General features: G+C 57.9%; 19 protein-coding genes and 1 other annotated feature. Of the genes, 6 read left to right on the top strand and 13 right to left on the bottom strand.

Annotated features, from left to right (window positions below; translation table 11 throughout):
- Nucleotides 1-260: 260 nt before the first annotated feature.
- The 10 genes from ABT375_RS14840 to ABT375_RS14795 all read right to left on the bottom strand — a co-directional run bounded on the left by ABT375_RS14840 (nt 261) and on the right by ABT375_RS14795 (nt 10,759).
- Entirely contained in the window at nt 261-791 is a 531-nt protein-coding gene (locus ABT375_RS14840; protein WP_416463105.1) for a phosphoribosyltransferase, read from the bottom strand.
- A 41-nt stretch (nt 792-832) separates the two neighbouring features.
- Entirely contained in the window at nt 833-1,960 is a 1,128-nt protein-coding gene (locus tag ABT375_RS14835) for a glycosyltransferase (RefSeq protein ID WP_416463104.1), read from the bottom strand.
- Nucleotides 1,957-3,042, bottom strand: coding sequence for a sugar-transfer associated ATP-grasp domain-containing protein (locus tag ABT375_RS14830; protein WP_416463103.1), 1,086 nt, complete (start codon nt 3,040-3,042; stop codon nt 1,957-1,959). The genes ABT375_RS14835 and ABT375_RS14830 overlap by 4 nt, the downstream gene beginning before the upstream one ends.
- A 3-nt stretch (nt 3,043-3,045) precedes the next feature.
- The gene (locus tag ABT375_RS14825; protein ID WP_416463102.1) at nt 3,046-3,858 is read right to left on the bottom strand and encodes a nucleotidyltransferase family protein; all 813 of its coding nucleotides are present in this window, start codon (nt 3,856-3,858) and stop codon (nt 3,046-3,048) included.
- Nucleotides 3,855-4,886: a phosphoribosylglycinamide synthetase gene (locus ABT375_RS14820; protein ID WP_416463101.1), complete on the bottom strand. Its 1,032-nt coding sequence runs from the start codon at nt 4,884-4,886 to the stop codon at nt 3,855-3,857. Before ABT375_RS14820 ends, ABT375_RS14825 begins: the two co-directional genes overlap by 4 nt.
- Nucleotides 4,887-4,986: 100 nt before the next feature.
- Nucleotides 4,987-6,327 carry an alkaline phosphatase family protein gene (locus ABT375_RS14815; RefSeq protein WP_416463100.1) on the bottom strand — a complete coding sequence of 447 codons (1,341 nt, stop codon included), beginning with the start codon at nt 6,325-6,327 and terminating at the stop codon, nt 4,987-4,989.
- A 166-nt stretch (nt 6,328-6,493) separates the two neighbouring features.
- The gene (locus ABT375_RS14810) at nt 6,494-7,255 is read right to left on the bottom strand and encodes a hypothetical protein (RefSeq protein WP_416463099.1); all 762 of its coding nucleotides are present in this window, start codon (nt 7,253-7,255) and stop codon (nt 6,494-6,496) included.
- A gap of 13 nt (nt 7,256-7,268) precedes the next feature.
- Nucleotides 7,269-8,732, bottom strand: a complete 1,464-nt coding sequence (gene dgt / locus ABT375_RS14805) for a dGTP triphosphohydrolase (RefSeq protein ID WP_416463098.1) — start codon at nt 8,730-8,732, stop codon at nt 7,269-7,271.
- 4 nt (nt 8,733-8,736) lie between these two features.
- Entirely contained in the window at nt 8,737-9,966 is a 1,230-nt protein-coding gene (locus ABT375_RS14800; RefSeq protein WP_416463097.1) for a three-Cys-motif partner protein TcmP, read from the bottom strand.
- Nucleotides 9,947-10,759, bottom strand: coding sequence for a phage Gp37/Gp68 family protein (locus tag ABT375_RS14795; protein ID WP_416463096.1), 813 nt, complete (start codon nt 10,757-10,759; stop codon nt 9,947-9,949). Before ABT375_RS14795 ends, ABT375_RS14800 begins: the two co-directional genes overlap by 20 nt.
- A gap of 380 nt (nt 10,760-11,139) precedes the next feature.
- Here ABT375_RS14795 and ABT375_RS14790 point away from each other — a divergent pair.
- The 3 genes from ABT375_RS14790 (at nt 11,140) to cas1 (ending at nt 14,260) form a co-directional block, all read left to right on the top strand.
- Nucleotides 11,140-12,368 (top strand): IS3 family transposase gene (locus ABT375_RS14790; RefSeq protein ID WP_416462458.1). Its coding sequence is split into 2 segments (ribosomal slippage): nt 11,140-11,428 and nt 11,428-12,368, totalling 1,230 coding nucleotides; the frame shifts between segments, so codons are not numbered across the junction.
- Nucleotides 11,421-11,537, top strand: a sequence feature (AL1L pseudoknot). (Overlaps the previous gene by 117 nt.)
- Nucleotides 12,334-13,137, top strand: coding sequence for a hypothetical protein (locus tag ABT375_RS14785; RefSeq protein ID WP_416463095.1), 804 nt, complete (start codon nt 12,334-12,336; stop codon nt 13,135-13,137). The genes ABT375_RS14790 and ABT375_RS14785 overlap by 35 nt, the downstream gene beginning before the upstream one ends.
- A 46-nt stretch (nt 13,138-13,183) precedes the next feature.
- Nucleotides 13,184-14,260 (top strand): CRISPR-associated endonuclease Cas1, encoded by a 1,077-nt coding sequence (gene cas1, locus ABT375_RS14780; RefSeq protein WP_416463094.1) that lies wholly within the window; start codon nt 13,184-13,186, stop codon nt 14,258-14,260.
- A 3-nt stretch (nt 14,261-14,263) separates the two neighbouring features.
- Here the strand turns inward: cas1 and ABT375_RS14775 are convergent, their stop codons facing one another.
- Entirely contained in the window at nt 14,264-14,533 is a 270-nt protein-coding gene (locus ABT375_RS14775; protein ID WP_416463093.1) for a helix-turn-helix domain-containing protein, read from the bottom strand.
- Nucleotides 14,534-14,624: 91 nt separating this feature from the next.
- Here ABT375_RS14775 and ABT375_RS14770 point away from each other — a divergent pair, with 91 nt between their 5' ends.
- From ABT375_RS14770 to ABT375_RS14760, 3 genes are all read left to right on the top strand, one after another.
- Nucleotides 14,625-15,203: a hypothetical protein gene (locus ABT375_RS14770; RefSeq protein ID WP_416463092.1), complete on the top strand. Its 579-nt coding sequence runs from the start codon at nt 14,625-14,627 to the stop codon at nt 15,201-15,203.
- A 22-nt stretch (nt 15,204-15,225) separates the two neighbouring features.
- Complete coding sequence (locus ABT375_RS14765; RefSeq protein ID WP_416463091.1) at nt 15,226-15,738, top strand: hypothetical protein; 513 nt, start codon at nt 15,226-15,228, stop codon at nt 15,736-15,738.
- Between the two features lie 94 nt (nt 15,739-15,832).
- On the top strand, nt 15,833-16,072 hold the full coding sequence (locus ABT375_RS14760; protein ID WP_416463090.1) for a hypothetical protein: 240 nt from the start codon (nt 15,833-15,835) through the stop codon (nt 16,070-16,072).
- Nucleotides 16,073-16,212: 140 nt separating this feature from the next.
- Here the strand turns inward: ABT375_RS14760 and ABT375_RS14755 are convergent, their stop codons facing one another.
- Together ABT375_RS14755 and ABT375_RS14750 are read right to left on the bottom strand one after the other, a co-directional pair.
- Nucleotides 16,213-18,519 (bottom strand): TonB-dependent receptor, encoded by a 2,307-nt coding sequence (locus ABT375_RS14755; protein ID WP_416463089.1) that lies wholly within the window; start codon nt 18,517-18,519, stop codon nt 16,213-16,215.
- 120 nt (nt 18,520-18,639) lie between these two features.
- The gene (locus ABT375_RS14750) at nt 18,640-19,272 is read right to left on the bottom strand and encodes a DUF4198 domain-containing protein (RefSeq protein WP_261935628.1); all 633 of its coding nucleotides are present in this window, start codon (nt 19,270-19,272) and stop codon (nt 18,640-18,642) included.
- Nucleotides 19,273-19,294 lie beyond the last annotated feature (22 nt).

Here is a 19,294-nt window from a genome sequence, read left to right as displayed (position 1 = left end):
GCACAGTGCCCCGGCCGCGCGTATACCCCCTCCAAATCTCCGCAATACTCAACAAAAGTTTTGCGGCCATCTGGCGATTCTCAACATGCCCGAGAACGGGTGCGCAGGCAACTTACATAGATTGTAATGTTCGACGAAATGAACGCCCGATCAATTCAATGCGATAGGATGGTCTGCCAAATAAATTTGCCGTCAACCATCTCGATATCGTTACCCCTATCCCGGCCTTGATCTTGATCCCGTCATCCCGACGAGTTTGTTCAGGCCAGTCGATCTGGCAAGGACAGCGCTTCCTCCACGATCGCCTGTTCCGCCGCAAGTGCTTCCCAGGGAAAGACGAACCAGCGCTTGTCGATTTTTCGGTCGATATTATCCGCGCAATAATCGACCGTCTCGCTGGAACTGTCATTATTGAGCAACACCGCAAAGCGCACATGACGCAGATCACTGCCCTGGTCGCGCAGCAGGCGGCGAAGCTGGCCGATCGTCCCGCCGCTGTCGTTGATGTCGTCGATGAGCAGGCAGCGGACACCGGCCGCGCTTTTGGCCGCGATGCCGGCGAGCGCGGGGTCGGCGAGGGCGAGCAGGTTGCTGCTATAGTCGATCGACAGCATCGGCCGGTTCAGACGATGCGACAGATAGACCGCCGGAACGAGGCCGCCCCGCCCGATTCCGACAAGGATATCGGGCATCCATACATCCGCCTCGATCCGGCGGCCGAGTAACGCCACGTCGGCAAGGAACCGCGCGTGGGTGATGGGATGGAGTTCGGGACTGGCGGACGGGTTCATCGGCATGAATCCAGTTATCGGGCTGCGTCGAAGAAAAACGGTCAGCCTGTCTTACGGGACGGCGCGACGGACGCAAGCAGCCCGGCCCACCGTTCCAGCATCGCGTCCAGCCGATAGGCTTCGATCCGATCGCCCGGCCGCACGGCGCGCCCCGGATCGATCTGGCGCGCCATCGCCTGCGCCATGGCTGCCGGGTCCGACGGATCGACCAGCAGCCCATGGGTTCCCTGCCCCAAGAGCGACACCGCATTGCCGGCGCTGCGCGATGCGACGACCGGCACGTCCAGCGCCATTGCCTCCAGCAGCACATTGGCCGATCCCTCCCACCAGGACGGCAGCACGAAGGCCCCGGCGCGTGCGAGCCAGGGGAAGACATTGTCGACCGCGCCGGGCAGCAACAGGTCCGTGCCAACGCCGAGCGCGTCGGCACGGTCGCGCAATGCCTGCCGGGAACGGTCGCGGCTTTCGCCCAATATGACGAGCCGGGCCGCTATGCCGGCCCGACGCAATTCCGCAAAGGCCGCCAGCAGGGTGCCGAAATTCTTCTGCGGCGCCAGTCGGCCGATCGCGACGATGACCGGCACCCCATCGTCATAACAGCCATGGGGCGAAGGCCCTGCTGCGCGGGCGCGAGCAATGGCGGGATCGATCGCATTTTCGATCACCTGCGCCCGGCCTTCGGCAAGCGTGCGGGCGAAGCCGCCGACTGCCAGCGTTGGCGATACCAGCACCAGCCGGTCGGCATCCGCCGCCAGCAGGCGCACCATCAGGTATCGCCCCACCGCCCCGGCCATGCCTCCAGGCGCGCCGGCCGCGGCACGGCGCAGGTCGTTGCTGACCCGATAAATCCGTCGCATTCCCGGCACCCACCGGCTGCCCAGCAGCGCCGTCAAATGGCCGTGATTGCCGGCCGACAGCAGTAGATCGGGTCGCGTCCGGCGCAGATATGCCTGGAGCCGCGGCATTGCCCGCCATTTCTGCAGCATCCGCGATCCGCCCGCCCCCGCCAGCAGCGCATGATGCGGCACGCCCGCCACCCCTTCCCCGCCGGGCAGCGCCGTCACCAGCGTCACGTCATGACCCCGCGCGCGGAAGTCACTGGCCAGCAGGCGCACGTTGCGGACGACGCCGGTCGCCGCGAGCGCATGGACATAAAGCGCGATCTTCACCGCCGGTCCCGCTGCACCGCCCGCGCTGCACGCCAGTCGGCGTCCGTCAATCGATTGAGCGCGTGGCGATACAGTGCGCCCAGCCGACTGTCCGCCACGCCCCGGCCGTTCACCAGTTGCAGGATGTCGGTGCCGGGATTCCAGTTGCCTTCGATCAGCACCGGTCCTCGCGTCGTCAGGCCGATGTCCCAGCCGATCAGGGTGAAGCCCTGTCGAAACCGCTCATGCGCCTGAAGGGCGAGCGCGAGCGCCGCATCATGATCGGGCAGCACCATGCCTTCGATCGCCATGCCGGTGACGGGGTGACGGCTGTGGCGGGACGGCGCGCGCTTGCCGCCGCTGCGCCAGGCCGCGCCGCAACGCCCCCCCGCATCGACCGCCAGCACCAGATTGCCCGCGTTGAAATTATCGACCGGCCGCGGGCCGCCCGCCGACAGGCGCAGCGCCGTGTCGCAGATTTCCGGCACGCCCGCCTCGTTCAGGCAGGTGACGATGCGCAACGTCGGCAGCGCCCCCGGCGAGAGGTCGGCCAGCGCCGAATGGGTCGGCAGGCGTTGCTGAATGACGCCGCCCTTGCGCCACAGTGTGCGCAGCAAAACAGCGAGTTGGACAGTTGTGAGGGCCGAATCGCCGTTGCGCCAACCGTCGCCGTGGCGGACGAAACGCGCCACCCCCTGCCCCTTGGAGCGATAGCTGGGCTTTGCGATGACGTCGTCTTGCCCGGCCAGCCAGGCTTCGAGATCCGTCGCATCGGGATCGCAGGCATCCGGCAGCGGCAGGCCGGCGGCCATTATCGCAAATAATTGCTTATTTTTCAATATATTACAAGAAAGTGGAAAGGCGCCCGGGTTGAGCAGCCGATGCAGGCCCTTGCGATCCTTCATGCTGAGGCCCTGCGTCCGCACGTCTTCGCCCAGATAGAGCCGTTCGGCGGGGGACCATCCGCCACAGCCGATCGCAGACAGACCATACGCCGCCAGCCGCCGCGCAGGCGGCCAGTGGCGCGCCAGTCCGTCATGATAGGCGGCGATCAGGCTATTGCCGCCGTCCCGCCGGACCGGCAGCGCGCGCAGCGTGAGCAAGCCTTACTCCGCCGCCACGGCCAGCGTGCTGCGCCCGGCCAGCATCTGCTCCGCCACGGCGTGCGAACGCGCATGATCGACGTCGATCGCCACAGCGCCATCGGTCAGGATCACAGGGCTGATGGTCAGACGGAAGCGGCGCGAAAAGCGGGCGAAGGCCTGCTCCAGCGTACCGATGCCGAAACGGAAGCGGAGGAGGTTGAGCAGGCCGAAAGCGCCGACGATGCGCGCCGGATGCTTGACGAACTGGCCACCCGACCGGAACGTCTCCGCGGCTTTCAGCGCAGCCCGATCGCGCAGCCAATAGCTGTTGCAGTTGGAATAGCTGTCGTCGGCGAAATTGTAGAATTTACGCTGTCCGTGCGGATGGGCGGCCAGCACCGACGCCCGGCGGGTGAAGGCGACGGCGGCATCCGCCCCCTGCGCCGTGCATCCGTCCAGCATCTCGTCCACCGCCTCCGGCGTCAGCATCACATTGTCGGCCGTGGTGACGAACAACGGGAAGGCGGCGCCGGCCGCACCGGCCAGCACGCTATCGACCAGATTGGGCCACGCCGCCACGCCGACCACCCGGCCGCTATGGAGCAGCCCGCGCAGCGGCGGGAGACCGGCCAGCAACGCCGGGTCTTCGATCACCACGCGCACCTGCCCGATCCGGCGATTGGCGACCAGCGCCTCGATTACATGGAGCAGCATGGGCTGGCCCGCGACCGGGACCAGGCATTTATGGGTCACCCCCGCCGCCAGCGCCAGCGGATCGGTCGCGCCGTCACGCCGCCCTGCGAGCAGGATCGCCGTCGTGCCGCCGCTCTTCATGCCGCGACCCGCACGATGGCGTCGCTCAGCAAGCCCTGCCGCGCCAGGCTATGGCCGACGATCGTTTCGACCAGCGCCGCATGATCGAGGCCGATCGAGGCGGCCGAGCGGGAGATCGTCTTCTTCGACCACAGGTTGCAAGACAGGTTCACTTCCATGAACAGCACTTGCCCGCTCGCCGGATCGTAGCGAAATTCGAACCGGCCATAATCGAACGGCCAGAGTTCGGGCAGCAGCGCGGCCGTCATCGCCTCCAGCCGGGCGCGCAGGTCCATGTCCTCGACCAGCACGAGCGGATCGTCCCCCGCATCGACCAGGCCACGTTTTTCCTCATAGCTGCGTTCGCGATGGGGATCGGCCGGCACATATAGCATCGGCGGCAAGATCCAGGGCTGGCCGCCGCTGCCGCCGATCACCGGCACCGCGACGTCCAGCAGCGGCGCCCATTGTTCCACCAGGACATCATGGCCCAGCGCGAACAGGCTGTCGGCATGATCCTGCGCCGCCGTCCAGTCATCCACCATCTTCACGCCCCAGGAGGCGGAGGAGGCGTTGGGCTTCACCACCAGCCTGTCGGCCTGGAAGGCGGGAGCGTCGAACAGGCCGCCGCGGCGGAACAATTGCGCGTTCATCGTCGGCACGCCACGCGCGCGCGCGATCAGCTTGCTGAGATATTTGTCGTCGGACAGGCCGCGCACGATCGGACTGGCGCCCAGATGAGGCATGGCGTGCCGGCTCAGCAGCAGTGGCGCCAGCATCTCGCTATTCTGGAAGCCGCCGCGGTTCAGCAGGGTGACGACGAAGTCGGCGTCGGGCCGATCGAACAGCGCGTCGTAACTGTCGGCGACATCGACATGCAGGCCGATCGCCTCCAGCGTCGTGCGCATCTCATGATGATAGACGGCATGATTGCCATCCTGCGCATCGGGCCGGCCGCCGGCGCGGGCATGCTTGGCGAGGAAGAGGATATGCAACCGCGCCTTGTCGGCAGCCGGGATGCGGATCTGGCGGGGATGTATCGCTGTCATTGCGCCAGATTACAGCCGGCAAATGACGCGCCGCTTACGGCGCGGTTGCAGCGACATGAAGGCCACCGGTCAATCCGATGACGCTTTGTGCGCAGTTTTGTTACCGCAGGTCGATCGGCGGCGTTTCCGCATCGGGCAGCGTGCCGCCCATGATCGTGGCTAGCGTCGGCGCGATCGCACGCATGTCGATCCGGCCCAGATCCTTGCCCGCGGCGATGCCTTTGCCCATAGCCATGAAGGTCGCCTCCAGATGGGCGGGGCCGGGCAGATAGCCGTGCATCCCCTTGACCGGCGTGCGCGCCACCAGCGGCGCACCCGCGCCGCGGAAGATGTCGGTGACGAAACCGGGCTTCAGATTGACATAATAGGCCGCTTGCGGATTGCCGCCGACCCTGGCGATCGCCGCCTTGTCCAGCACCGCCGCAATGCCGTTCGCCGGGTTGGCGGCGAGCCGGTCGAGCAGTTGTTTCGTGCGGTCGGCGATGGCGGCGTCCTCCGGCCGCGCGAGCATGATCGCGGCCGACCCGCCCGCTATCCAGGGCATCGCCTGCCAGGACGCGACCTTGCCGTCCTTATCCAGCGTGATGAGGCCTTCGTCGATGAAGGCGCGGAAGAGATTGAGGCCGGTCTGCGTCGCTTCGAACCCATGGTCGCTGACCAGTGCGATCGCCGCATCGGGATGCGCCCTGCGCTCGGCGGCGATGAGGTCGCCGACGATCGCGTCGATCTTTTCCAGCACTGCCTTGGCGGCAGGCGTGTCCGGCCCCTTTTCATGCTGCTCATGGTCGAGCGCAGTAAGATAGACGGTCAGGAAATCCGGCTTGTGCGCGGCCATCAGCGCGGTGGCGAAACGCCCCCTATTCTGGTCGCCGGACAGGCTTTCATCGATGCCCATAGCGTAGGGATGGCCGACCTTCGCCTCCAGATCGGCCTTCAGCCCCGGCGTCGCCAGCGCATCCAGAAGCTTGGCGTCATCGGCATGGCCAGTGCGCCAGATTTGCGGCAGGTTCCAGGTCACGCCCTTGGCAGCGACGCTGACGGGCCAATGGATATTGCCGGTGGACAGGCCCGCTTTCGTGGCCGCCTCCCACAGGGTCGGCACCTTGATATCCTGTGCATACCAGTACCAGCCGCCCTGGTTGATTCCGGTCGGATCGAAACTGTTATTGGCGACGACGCCATGTTTGGCCGGCGACACGCCGGTCATCAGCGTCGTGTGGCTGGGATAGGTCAATGTCGGCGCAACCCCGGTGACGCCCGACGCATGGGCGCCCTCGGTCAGGAAGCGGCGCAGATTGGGTAGGGAAAGGCCGCGCTTTTGCGCCTCCAGCACGTCGCCGGGGCGCAACCCGTCGATCGAGATCAGGAGCAGCGGTTCCGCCAGCGCCGTTGAGGGGAGGAGGATGGCGAGAGCGGTGGTGAAGAGCGCGGTCTTTTTCATGAGGATTGTTTGTCTTTCCTAAGCCCCTTCCCTTCAGGGGAGAGGTTGGGGTGGGGGCTTGCCCCTGTGGCTGCGCCTGATCGACATCCCCCACCCCCGGCCCCTCCCCTGAAGGGGGGGGGGTATAGTGATGAGTGCCGAAATGCCTGTCACTGACCACATATGGTCAGAGTAGTGCCATTTGCTCCGCAAATATCCATTCAAAATCACCGAAAGGTCGAGCCAATCCAGCTCGACGCCGAATCACTGATATGAAATCATGTTCAAGTGATGGCACACGAGATTTATTCTTATCATACTCAAAAATCTCGATGTCCGAGAATATATTCATTTTTTCTCTAACAAATTTTGTAAGTTTTGGGCCAGTCCTCGCTCTATAGTTTTTGAGAATTTTTAAACATCTTACCAGTGTTCCCAATGGATTTGGGTTTGGCTCAAAATTTATATCGAGGCGACGCTGGGAAATATTCTCAAAATATGACTGACTGCAAATTATCTGGTTAGCCTTTATGTCGTAAACAATTGCGTCCCAGTTGAAAAACGTAGTGTCAATCAGGGTGTGCTTCGTACGAGGAATGGAAGCATCTTGGAGAAAGGCCCAGGTTCGGTCGAGTTCCCAGACGTCGAATAGCCAGCGATCCTTGATTAATCTAAAGCCACCAAACTTGTTCGGCCTGAAGTCATTTTCTTTCGCCCATTTTTGAAAAACCTGAACATCAAAAGGCCGGATAACGATATCAACATCGCTTTCGAAGTCGGCCACTCCCGCCAAGGCCAAATCCCTCAGTAAGCCTCCAAAAATATAGACATCTGCTAATTCGTTTAGTGCTGAGACAACCTTCACAACAGCACGCCGCTCTGGCGGCGGATTCTCAAAAAAGCGCCTCACCCTCTTTTTCAAAACATCGTTATTCGTCGCTACCGCCACCGCGAAAAAACTCTCATCCGTTGGTTGAGCAAAGCCCTTTTAGCTCCTGTTCCAAGCTTACCGCATAGCTATCGGTCATGCCAGAAATCATGTCCGCCAGCAGCTGACTGCGCTTATAATTCAGAGGCAAATGGTTATTCTTGCTCTCAAAAATCCGGCGATAATTTTCAGAAATTCGGTTGTAAACGTAGCGCTGGAAAACGTTCGCCTCTGAATCTCGGGCATCAACAACCAACGGATCACCACGCGCTGCAATTGCTCCCCACATCATGTCCATGAGTGAATGGATGACATTGTATCCCTGCAACTCGATTGCCAAGACGCTACGGTGAATGAAGGCGTGCTTGAACGAAAAATCCTTCAGCCCCTTACAAGCGAGCTTAGCCGCTGACGATCCGATCAAATCCCCATTGAACTTGCCGTTCATAATCGAATCATAGTTTTCTTCGAGTGCTACAATGACAGCACTTATCATCGCGCCTATCGCGAAAACCCTAAACATTTGCGTCGATATATCGTTCAACTCAGCGGGTGATAAATTGTGACCTCTATGAACAATGTGCCTTTTCTCGGCCTTTTCTACAATTTCTCTGATCATTCTATCTTCTGGATACGTCGCAATAAGGTAAGAAATTATATCGGAGAAAGAAACAAGGCCCTTCTTTACAGCATCCTCTGCATCAAGAACGGAATAAGCGATATCGTCACAGGCCTCCATAATGTAAGCAAGTGGGTGTCTGACTCCCTTTATCAAACCAGTTTCTCTGAAAACCTCGTCCAAACAAACTAGTTCCGAGTGAAAGCATCCAAATTTTTTGGTAGCCTTGTTATCGTCAGAGATAAGCTCTGAGGTAACAGGGTATTTCATCAGCGCCGCGAGTGTTCCGCAACACACATTAAGACCGAATTCGTCATTGAGAATCTGTAATTTAGTCAGAATTCTAAACGTTTGGGCGTTTCCTTCGAAGTTTAGGTAATCCAACTTCATGCGCTGTATTTCGAGCGCGCTAACGCCCTCGGTCCCCTCCAAATCAAGAGCCGTCGCTGCATTATCTTTGAACCATGAGCTAATTGCCTTCTCACCCTGATGGCCGAAGGGGGGATTCCCCAAATCATGCGCGAGACCAATGGCAGCGAGCATCGACGGTAAGTCTCGCTTCGCCTGATCATCTTTGGGAAATTTGCTCTTATCATCGTAAACTAGCGCAACACCAATGCTTCTCGCTAGATTGGATACTTCATGCGAATGGGTGAGGCGATTCCTAACACTATCGTTCTTATCCAGAGGGAAAACTTGGGTTTTATCCGCCAACCTGCGCACTGGAGTGCTGAACAATATCCGGTCGTAGTCCCTCTCGATCTCGGTTCGCGTTCCCGCTGCATTCAACGGCACCGGATCAGCCCTGTCGGAGAGGTCTTTTCGCCTAGCCGAACTGAGCAGTTTTCCCCATTCCAACATGATCGACGGATCTCCCATTTTTCTATCCCGTGAGTGCTGAGAAAAAGCTTCTTTGATTTCGTAGCATTACGAAGTCACCGCTCTTTATGGTATTAGTGCTACGCCTTGTCCCACCGGATGACGTGATAACATGCAAATCCGGATTGTTGACCAATGAAAAATTGATGTCATCGCTGTGAGCGGGCGTTTGGTTATAAGAGTTAGAATAAAATTCATCAATTCTCATATGGCCACCATTTGTTTCCAAAAGATTGGGAATATCCCGATCAAGCTGGTTTCTGGCATGTGACCTACTTGCACGATCGAAGAGGTATAGGTTCAATTCCTCATTCGGATCGTAATAAAGCATATTTAATCCTGATCTCCCAAAATGGGCTTGAGAGCTCTTATTCTTATGGAGGACATCATTATAAACTTGTCGAGCTTTATAAGAGTTTGCAAAATGTATTAGCCAATATCTCCATCCATCTGGATTATGTATAGAGAAAGGACTTACATAGCTGGATATATACCTTAAAGCTTCGAAAATCACTTTTTCTACCGAACCAAGCCATTGGTTTTTATTTTGATTTTTGTCAATATCCACAATATTTCCTGCAAATGGAACGGAACTATTTGTAGAAATTTCGATGACTCGGCTTGGGGTGAGATAAGTCAGAAATGACTCTATAGCAAAGGTGAGAAATATCTCAGTCGACCTAGCTACCCCCATTAAGTATCCAAGAGACTTTTCCGAGACCTGTGTGTAGCCATACTGGTCTAGGTTAAATAGGACATTCTTGAAGTTTTTAGATTTAATATTATCGCATATAGATGTTTTATTTTCTTCAAATGCCCCTATTGAGAAGTTTATATCAAGTGACAACCTCGGACAGGTTGCAGCTATCTCTTTCATCACGGGGTCAATGTTACTTTGGAGTAAGTATATCGCTTCTTGGCTCAAATCGTTAAAATACAATGAGCATTCCATATCGAGCGGCTTGAACCCTTCAATGGCTCGGATGATATTTAACTCCTCGGAAATTTCCTTAAGCACTCGCAAAAAGATTATCGGAGAACCTATCGGGCCGTCGTCATACAATCCGGCTCCGCAGAATCCATCAACGATAGCGAGGCGAAATTTTCCCTGCTGAGGAAGAACGCATCGAATTCTGAGATATTCGCGAAAATACTCGTCCAATATCTTAAGTTTTATCTTAGAATGGCTACTAAGAGTAGCGCCGTTCGCCCAATCATATTCCTTCTTGGACATCGGAATTTCTCTTTTTAAGGTCTGCATTGAAAATTGGCATATCGTCCCAATGCTGACCTTTGTAGGTTCGTCCATTAGCCTTCTTTGATCGACGCTTGTTATCGCTACCCCAAGAACCCCATTGTTTGAAGAAAAACGCCGTATCAGCAATAGAGCATTGATCAAATATTTCGTCGATCCATTCTTCTTTTGCCGGTCTGGAACGAGGACCGCTTTCACCGCCGACGATTGCCCAGTCTATGCCAGAAAGGTCCACGCTTCCGACCGAAGCTATCAATGGTTCGAAGGATACAAACCTGATAGCCGCAGGCGTACGGCGAAGATGCTCGATCCGATCCGCAACGTCAGCGGCTTCTACGCTCGTTCCAAGCCATACATTAGACAAAACTTCGCCGATCTCTGACGAAACTATGACAGCCATTCGCTCGGGACGCTTCGTCAATATCTGATAATGGTGCTGTGGCGTTTCCTTCATTACCTTCCATACAGCTCTTATGAAGTCCAAGCTTACTGCCTCGTGGAAAAGATCGCTCATGGAGTTTACGAATATTTTCCGCGGTTTTTTCCACTTGTATGGGATGCCGAGCGAACCTTCATCTAGCCGTACCTTGCCTGTCCAAATCGCTTTGCCGCCGGATATTCGTGTTAGTCCTTTATATTTGGACATTTCCATCGACGCTAAGCGCCTAGCCATATTCATGGCATAGCAATTTGTGCAGCCAGCCGACACGATGTTGCAACCCGCAACGGGGTTCCACGTCGAATCAGTCCATTCAATTTCGGTGGTGCTCATAATGGGTAAGATCGATCATAAGAATGTCATATGGTGGGCGTTTGTGGCGGCGCTCGAATGAATCAGGTGGTGGAGCGGGCTTTCGCGATAAACTCTCATCGTATCAGCTTCGCTTTGCCTCACCAACGTATCCAGCTCGTTTTACGGCCTAATCCTGTATCCTGCTATTTTCAATCGGCGTCTAAGAATTGGCGGATCAGCTGGAATCATCCGAGGTCAGGCAGAAAATTTCGACACGGCAGAGTTCAGAGAGGCTCGCTCTGGTGTCGATTGGCCAACCTTCTCCGCAAGTTTGATGGGTCGACGCCAAGCTGGCGAGCTGCCCCCTGAACCGTACCGGGTTTGCCGGAGGCTCCAACTTCTGAGTAAGTGGAGCCGATATGAGCAAAACGACGAACAAGTTTGCACCTGAGGTTCGCGCACGGGCGGTGCGCATGGTGCTGGATCACGAAGCAGATCATCCCTCTCGCTGGGCAGCGATGATTTCTATCGCCGAGAAGATCGGGTGCTCGGCGCACACGCTGAACGAGTGGGTAAAGAAGGCGGAGGTGGACAGCGGCAAGCGCGCTGGCGTGCCTACCGAGATGGCTGATCGCCTGAAGGCGCTGGAGCGTGAGAACCGGGAGTTGCGTCAGGCCAATGAGATATTGCGCAAGGCGAGCGCATATTTTGCCCAGGCGGAGCTCGACCGCCCGTTCAAACGATGACGGCCTTCATAGACGAGCATCGCGCGGAATATGGGGTCGAGCCGATTTGCAGGGTTCTGCCAATTGCCCCATCCACCTATCATGAGCGCGTCGCACAGCGACGTGATCCGGAGCGACTGTCAGATCGTGTCCGGCGCGATCAGGATCTGAAGCCAGAGGTGGTCCGGGTCTTTGCCGAGAATTTCGGGGTGTACGGCGTGCGCAAGGTCTGGCGGCAGATGAACCGCGAGGGCTTTGCTGTTGCCCGTTGCACTATCGCGCGTCTGATGCGCGATCTGGGTTTACAGGGGGTGATCCGGGGCAAGCCCGTGCGCACCACGATCAGCGACAAGGCTGCGCCGTGCCCGCTCGATCATGTGAACCGGCAGTTCCATGCACCGGCGCCGAACATGCTCTGGGTGTCGGACTTCACCTACGTCGCGACGTGGGCGGGCTTCGTTTATGTCGCCTTCGTGATCGATGTCTATGCTCGCTACATTGTGGGCTGGCGGGTCAGCAGGACTGCGCATGCCGGCTTCGTGCTGGACGCACTGGAACAGGCTATCCACGAACGACGTCCTGTCCATCGGGGTGGTCTCATCCATCACAGCGACCGCGGATCGCAATACGTGTCGATCCGATACTCGGAGCGGCTTGCCGAAGCCGGGATCGAGCCATCGGTTGGCAGCGTCGGCGACAGCTATGACAATGCTTTGGCTGAGACGATCAACGGCCTTTATAAGGCCGAGGTGATACATCGGCGAGGACCATGGCGGTCCTTTGAAGCCGTCGAATATGCCACGCTCAAATGGGTGGACTGGTTTAACAACAGACGCCTGCTGGAGCCCATCGGCAATATCCCACCGGCTGAGGCCGAAGCACAATATTATGCCATGCTGGACGACGTCTCCATGGCTGCGTAACTTAAACCAAATAGCCTCCGGCAAACCCGGTACGGTTCACATCGCGTCGATCCGTAAATGGAATGTCGTTCGCGAAAGCGCGGTGATTGCTCAGGCTTTCATCGAATGGGGGCATGACGACACATCGAAAGTCAGACGCTCCCTGATCGCGGAATTTGAGCGATGTCGTCGCTTGCTGTTTAAGTCGGTTACATCCTCAACGGATTTCGCCGCAGTAGGAAGCCTGTCAGCGGCGAAGAAAAAAGCGCTCATTCATCAAAGCGGTCCGTTGGATGTGATGTTCATCAGAGACCGTGCAACCAATTGGTCGGACTTGCTCGTCAGCGCCTTGGGAGTGATGCGTTCGGGCAGTGGAGACAGTGGCGCATTACCAGAGATGCTTTTGGGTTCCGGCATATTTCCAGAGCTGATACGTCCATTGGCATCCGATATGATGACACCCGCCGCCGTCGCTTCAATCCAAAGACTATTTGCCGAACCCGACGAGCATGATGTTGGTGGAGAACTTCATCTGCTTAATGCAACGGACACGGAATTGCTGGATGCGCGGGACAGCGCCCGTGCATGGCTGTTTTTCGCCATGCCCATGATGCTAGATTTCGAGCTTCGAGACTTGCCACAGATGCCACCGGGATTTGCCGAAGCCGCTACCATGCTTGATTTGATACAGCCTCAACTGGCAGAATTGTATCCGCAGATTTCGTGCGGCTACTGGGCTGTTTCGACCTATGTGATGGCGCTCAGTATGGTACGAAACCAGCGGCATTAACCCTCATTTTCTTGGCGGTTTTATGCCGATTCGGCTATGATTTCGCATGTTTGAAGCCACCAGTTTTTCGCCCGCCCATGAATCTGACGAATGGGCTGTCCGGTCAGACTATTGGCTGTTCGAAAGCGAAAAATCGCAGCGGAAACGGTTGGTCCGCGAACGCAATCCCAACGCCCTCATTCTGACCGGCCAAGGCACTTGGCTACGCATCCAAGGCGGGGCGCTGGTTATCAGGCAGGGCTTTTCCCATTATCCGCAGCAGCCGGAAAACCATCGCTATTTCAAAGGCGACTTGGCCTTGCCGCGCATCATCATATTGCTGGACGGTAGCGGCTCGCTTTCCTTCGATGTGTTGAACTGGCTTGGAGAACAAGGCGTAGCATTGGCTCGGATCAAAGCTGACGGCGACGTAGCGGTTGTGGCGTCCGGCGCGGGCTTCACCGCCAATCCAGATAATTTGCGATGGCAGTATGCAACTCAGAAGGATGAGACGGCTCGTTTGGCTTTCGCCGCCGATTTAATTGCCCGGAAGATGGATAGCAGCATCGCCACTATCGAGGGACAATTTGGGCAGGGACGGTTTGCGGCAACTGCAATCGAGAAGGCAAAGGACGCTGCGCAGCGGCTGCGGACGGACGCCATCAACGATATGAATGACATTAGGGCTATCGAGGGGGAAAGTGCCGCCGCCTATTTCGCGGTATGGACAGACATCGAAATGCAATGGACTGCGGCTGCCCGCTATCCCGTCCCGGATCAATGGCGCACATATAGATCACGAAGTTCCGTGCTGACTGGGCGCAAGCCAAGAAACTGGAAAGCATCGCATCCGATCAACGCCATGCTGAACTACGCTTATGCCGTAAAGGCTGCGCAGCTACAAATTCAGGCGGTTGCGGATGGCTTCGATCCCTATGCCGGGATTATGCACCATTCGCGTCCCGATTTCCCCGCCTATGTTTATGACCTGATCGAGCCAGAGCGGCCCAAGGTGGATGCCGCCATTTTGTCCTTTGCCAGAAGCCGCAAATTTTCCGGGGCGGACTTTATGTTGCGGAAGGATGGCGTTTGCCGTCTGTCCCCGCAACTGGCTCGGATGGTAGCGACGGTTATATCAGCCTGACGTTTAGGCTACACGCCCACCTTTTTTGCGCCCACGCGGTAGGCCCAAAGCGCCATCATCATCCGCTATGGCCGTAAAAAATTCTTGGATCGGGACGGTCAGCGTGAAGGCCAGCCTGTCCAGTAGGTCAATGGTTGGATTTTCCTCACCCCGTTCCAGCCCGCCGAGATAGGACCGATCCACGCCCGCATCGAAAGCGAGGCGTTCCTGCGACACGTTTTGAGCGACGCGAATGCGCCTCACATTTTTGCCAACAAGATCGCGCCCACGCATGAACGCAAAGCGCCAATTAAGTGGTCATTAAACCACTGGCTATATCCATCATATTAAATCGAATGATGGTGATTGGCGGAGAATTGACCCAATGAATAAGCATCTGGCTATGGCCGCGTTAGCCATCTGCGTTTTTGCATGGTCGCCAACAGTCGAAGCAGATTCTGCGGCCAAGCCCATCGCGTCTGCAACAAAATCGCGAGAGATTGGCGGCTTTGCATTGGGGATGCCTTTGCGGGAGGCAGCAAAGCTGGCGCGGATCGAGCCGATAGGCGGATACCAATTCGATGCGGAGCGTGATGGGCTGCAATTCAATTTTGAAGTGACCCCGCTGGGCCGCATTTATCGCATTCAATCGAGCCAGCGGCTTGGCCGTTTCGCGGAAGACGAGGCATTTCGCTCAACGCTGTTATCCAAATTGACCGCAAAATATGGTGTTCCGGCTAGCATAACAGGCAGCATGTATCATTGGGAATTAGTTGAACGAGTTCGCAGCATTGACCCTGTTCCCAATCCCTTCACGACGATGTGGATGACCGCCTCTATCTCTGACGATGACGGCGAAAAGTCGCTGGAAATGAAGATGATAGATTTTCGCATTTTGTGGGCGGATCAGGCCCAAGCCAATCAGCCGGGGCGGGCAGCAGCAGAAAATCGCGTGAAATTCTGATTGCGCTTGGAGAGGACAAAACATGATTAAGCCAATGCTTTATGGCGCTTTTGGATTTGGCTTCGCCGCCTCACTGGCCGGAGCCGGATATTATGTCGGGCAGGACGCAGCAGCTATTCCAATAGCATCACCTATTGATGCCAGACCCATTAAAGCGGAACCGAGCAAGCCAACGACACATGATGACGCGGCACAAATCATCGGCGTTTGGGCGCTCGCAGATGACGGTTGCGCGACCGGCTATGGCGCAGGCTACAGCGATGACGGCAAATTCTCGGAAGGGGATGAGTTTAGCGGCGTCGAAGGGCGTTGGAGAATTGCAGGTCGGACGCTCATGCGAGAGATAGTGCTGCGTTATGAAACCGACGATGATGGCAATGCGCCCAAGGCGCAGCCGTTGCATCAGATTGATAGGTTCCCGATTCTTCGCTTAACCGGAAGTGAATTTGTCATTCAGGATCGAAACCGAAAATTTTCCTACGTTAAATGCCCTGAGGGCCGACGCATTCTGTTGGATGGCGGCAAGATCGAGTAGCAACCTACGACCAAAGCCAGCCATTTGATCGCGGCGGTGTCATCATCACAAGCAGACATTGCGTCTATCGCGTTCAGGATGCAGTTTACGCCGTATGAGTGAGAATATCTATGGGCCGATCATCACCGGAAGCGTCACCGTGTTGTTCATTTGGCTGCTTATCACGGGCTTCAGAAATGGCAAAATGGAATGGCCGTATTTTGGGATCACGTTGTCTGGCCGACGGATGGAAGAACCGTTCAGATTTTGGGCGGTGGCGTCACTGCTTGCACTTTTAATAGTGCTGGCGCTGCTCGGAACAGTTGGCCAGATAGTATGGCCGCGCGGGATTTAAGTCTGCTTTCGGATTTCTTAGACCTAAAGCCGATGGTCCCCTAACCACCCATGACCGACATTGGCTTTGTGGTCAGAAAATTACAAACTGGCAACTATCACTATACCCCCCTCCCCTGAAGGGGAGGGGTGAACCAGTGCTTAGAACCCCGCCTTGGCGGTGATGAAGAATTGCTGCGGCGCGCCGACCAGCAAAGTCTGCGCGTCGCCGCTGTTGCCGAAGCCGCCCGACCCGATCGTGCCGACATATTTCTTGTCGAACAGGTTGGTGGCGTTAAGTTGCAACTCGATCTTGTCGGTGAAGCGATAGCCCAGCGAGGCGTCCACGATCAACCGGCCGGGGACCGACACGTCGTTGGTGTAGCTGTAATAGCGGCGCGACATGTAATTGGCGCCGATCCGGCCGAAGATCGGGCCCTGGTCGTAATTCACCTCCCCGCGCAGCATATGTTTGGGGCTGTCGACCACGGTCTTGTCCTTGATCGCGGCGACCAGCGTGCCGTCGCTGCTGTTGAACACATTGTCGCGATAGGTGGCGTCGGTGTAGCTGTAGCTGGCATAGACGCCGAAGCCATGGCCGAGCTTCAGGTCGCCCGCCGCCTCGACACCGACCGCGCGCACGCCGCCGACATTCTGGAGGGCGGAGGCCAGACCCTGGATCGGGCTGCCCACCTGCACCGCGAGCAGGCGGTTCTTGAAGTTGACCAGATAGGCGCCGAGCGTGCCGTTGAAGACCGGCGTATTGTAGCGCAGGCCCAGTTCGAACGTGTCCGACGTCTCCGGTTTCAGATCATCCTTGATCGCGTCGAAACCGGCCTGGTTGGTGGAGAAGGGACCAGTGGTCGTGGCGCTGGCGAAGGCGCGGGTCACCTGGGTGAAGCCACCGAAGATTTCCGCTTCGGGGCTCAGCTCCACCGCGAAGCCGGCATGAGGCTGAAACCAGTCCTCGACCTTGATCTTGCCCTGCGGGAAGCTCGCCTGGACGATGGCCTCGGCCTTGTTGGTGACCTTGAAGCCCTTCCAGCCCAGGTTGATCGTCACCATGCCGAGGTCGATCTTGTCCTGGACATGATATTGGAAGGTATTGGTGGTGAAGTCGAATTCCCACTGGGTCGCGAACGGGTTCTTGGGATAGTCGCGGAACGACAGGCCCGGCTCGGTGCGGCTGGCGAAGGCGTAGAAGCGCCGCGCCTGATGGAACTGGTTATTTTCATACCAGGCGCCGACGCTGAAATTCTGGATGCCGAGCGTGTAGTCGACACTGCCGAACGCGCCGATCCGGTCCATGTCATATTCGGTGGTGCGCACCGACATCGGCACGCCGTTCGGGCTTGGCGTATAGGGGGTCGCCCACAGGCCCATGCCGCTATTATTGTGATAATAGCCCTTGATCTTGAAGGTCGCGGCATCGCCGATCGGCGTGGTCAGCCCCACCGCACCCAGCCAGTCCTTGCGCAAGCCGGCGGCGTCATAATAAGCGTCGTCGGCGCTGGTGACATTGCCCGGATAGGTCTGGCCGGTGGCGACGGGCGCGCCGCTATAGTCGTACAGGCCGTCGGGAAAGGGCGAGCCCCCACTGTTGCTGACCTTGTCGACGTCGTTCAGGCGGTCGGCATAGTCGATCGCGCGGGCATAGTCGGGATAGGTGTTGTCCCAGTCCCAACCGAGGCGGCGGATCATGCCCATCGACATGTCCTGATAATCCTGCTCGCGCCGGTCCGAATAGCTCAGCCAGCCGTCAATCTTGGCGTCGCCGACCGGGATCACGACCTTGGCGTTGCCCATATGCTGGTCCTGGACGCCCTCACCCTTATATTTGTCGGTCGAGCCATAGCCATAGGACACATAGCCGCGGATGCCGTCCGCGCTGCCCAGGTTGATGCGGCCGAAGGCGCGCCAGGTGTCGTCGCTGCCATAGGTCAGGTTGCCCTGCGCGCCGAAGGCTTCAGCCGGGTCCATCGAGAAGGTCTCGACCGTGCCGCCCAGGTTGCCCGTCGCCTGCGTGCCGAGCGAGCCGGCGCCCTGCGACACGCGCACGCTGCCGATATTCTCGCTGCTGATGGCGCGGGTGATGTGCAGGCCGTTATGGTTGCCATAGCTCATGTCGCCCAGCGGAATGCCGTCGAAGGTGAAGCCGAGCTGGTTCTGGTTGAAGCTGCGGATGGTCACACGCTGCGACCATTCATAATTGCCGAACGGGTCGGCCGACTGGAAATTGACGCTGGGCAGCTTTTCGATCGCTTTGAGCGGATTGGTGCCCGGCGTCAGCGTGACGATGTCCTTGGCGGAGATTTCCTGCACCTGACGGGTTTCGCCCCGGCCGAACACGATGATGTCGGCGCCGGCGTCCGCCGCCACATCGGCCGCGGCGGGCGCAACGTCCTGGGCATAGGCGGATTGGGCGATGATGGCGGTCGACGCCATCAGCAATATGGTGGTGATACGCATTTGGATAGTCCCCCTCTTGGACCTGAAGTCGGGGGCGGCCTATCCGCATCATGTTGCACCGCAATGTGGTTTGGTTGACGGCGCCAAGTCATATCGATGACAGGCGCCGTCACATATTGATCAGTCGTTCAAGAAGGTCAGCGTCGCCATATGATAGAGGGTCGCGACCTTCTGGTTGGCCAGGCTGAGGTCACCCTTTTCCTCCTGCGTCGCGCTCAGAATATAGCGACCCTTGTCCTTGAGCGGCAGCGCCACGCGACCCTGGGCATCGGTCGTGAACGCCTTGGTCCATTTGTCGGGCGAAATGACGGTCAGCTTGGTGGCGGGCACCGGCTTGCCTTCGCGCAGCAAGGTGAAGCTGTCGGCATGGGCGGCGGTCGGCACGATCTCCAGCGGCAGGCCCGCCTTCGCCTCGGCGCGGCCAGCGCGGGCGTAATAGATTACGCCTTCCTTCTTGCCCTCTTCGCCCCAGGGTTCGAACACCGTGTCGTCGATGACGCGCACGTCGCCGGCCGGTGCCGCAACCTCGATATAGCCGGCCTTGCGGACCTGCGCCGCCTGCGAGGCGGGCATCAGTTTGGGCGCCTTCAGCTTCTCGAACTCGGGATCTCCGCCTTCGGGCAGCGCCTCGCCCGGTTCGCCCAGATAGATGCGCGCTGGCCCCGTGCCGTCCCGCTCCACCCATATTTCATGCGCCTGCGCCACGCAGGACAGGCTCACCAGCGCCACCAGGGCCAGGGATAATCTCTTCATGCTTTCTCTCCTTTGATATCGC

It is taken from the genome of Sphingomonas sp. VDB2 (assembly GCF_047946695.1).
Classification (GTDB): domain Bacteria; phylum Pseudomonadota; class Alphaproteobacteria; order Sphingomonadales; family Sphingomonadaceae; genus Sphingobium; species Sphingobium bisphenolicum.
The sequence above is the reverse complement of the archived record's forward strand: the minus strand, read 5'-3'. Positions and strand labels throughout refer to the sequence as shown.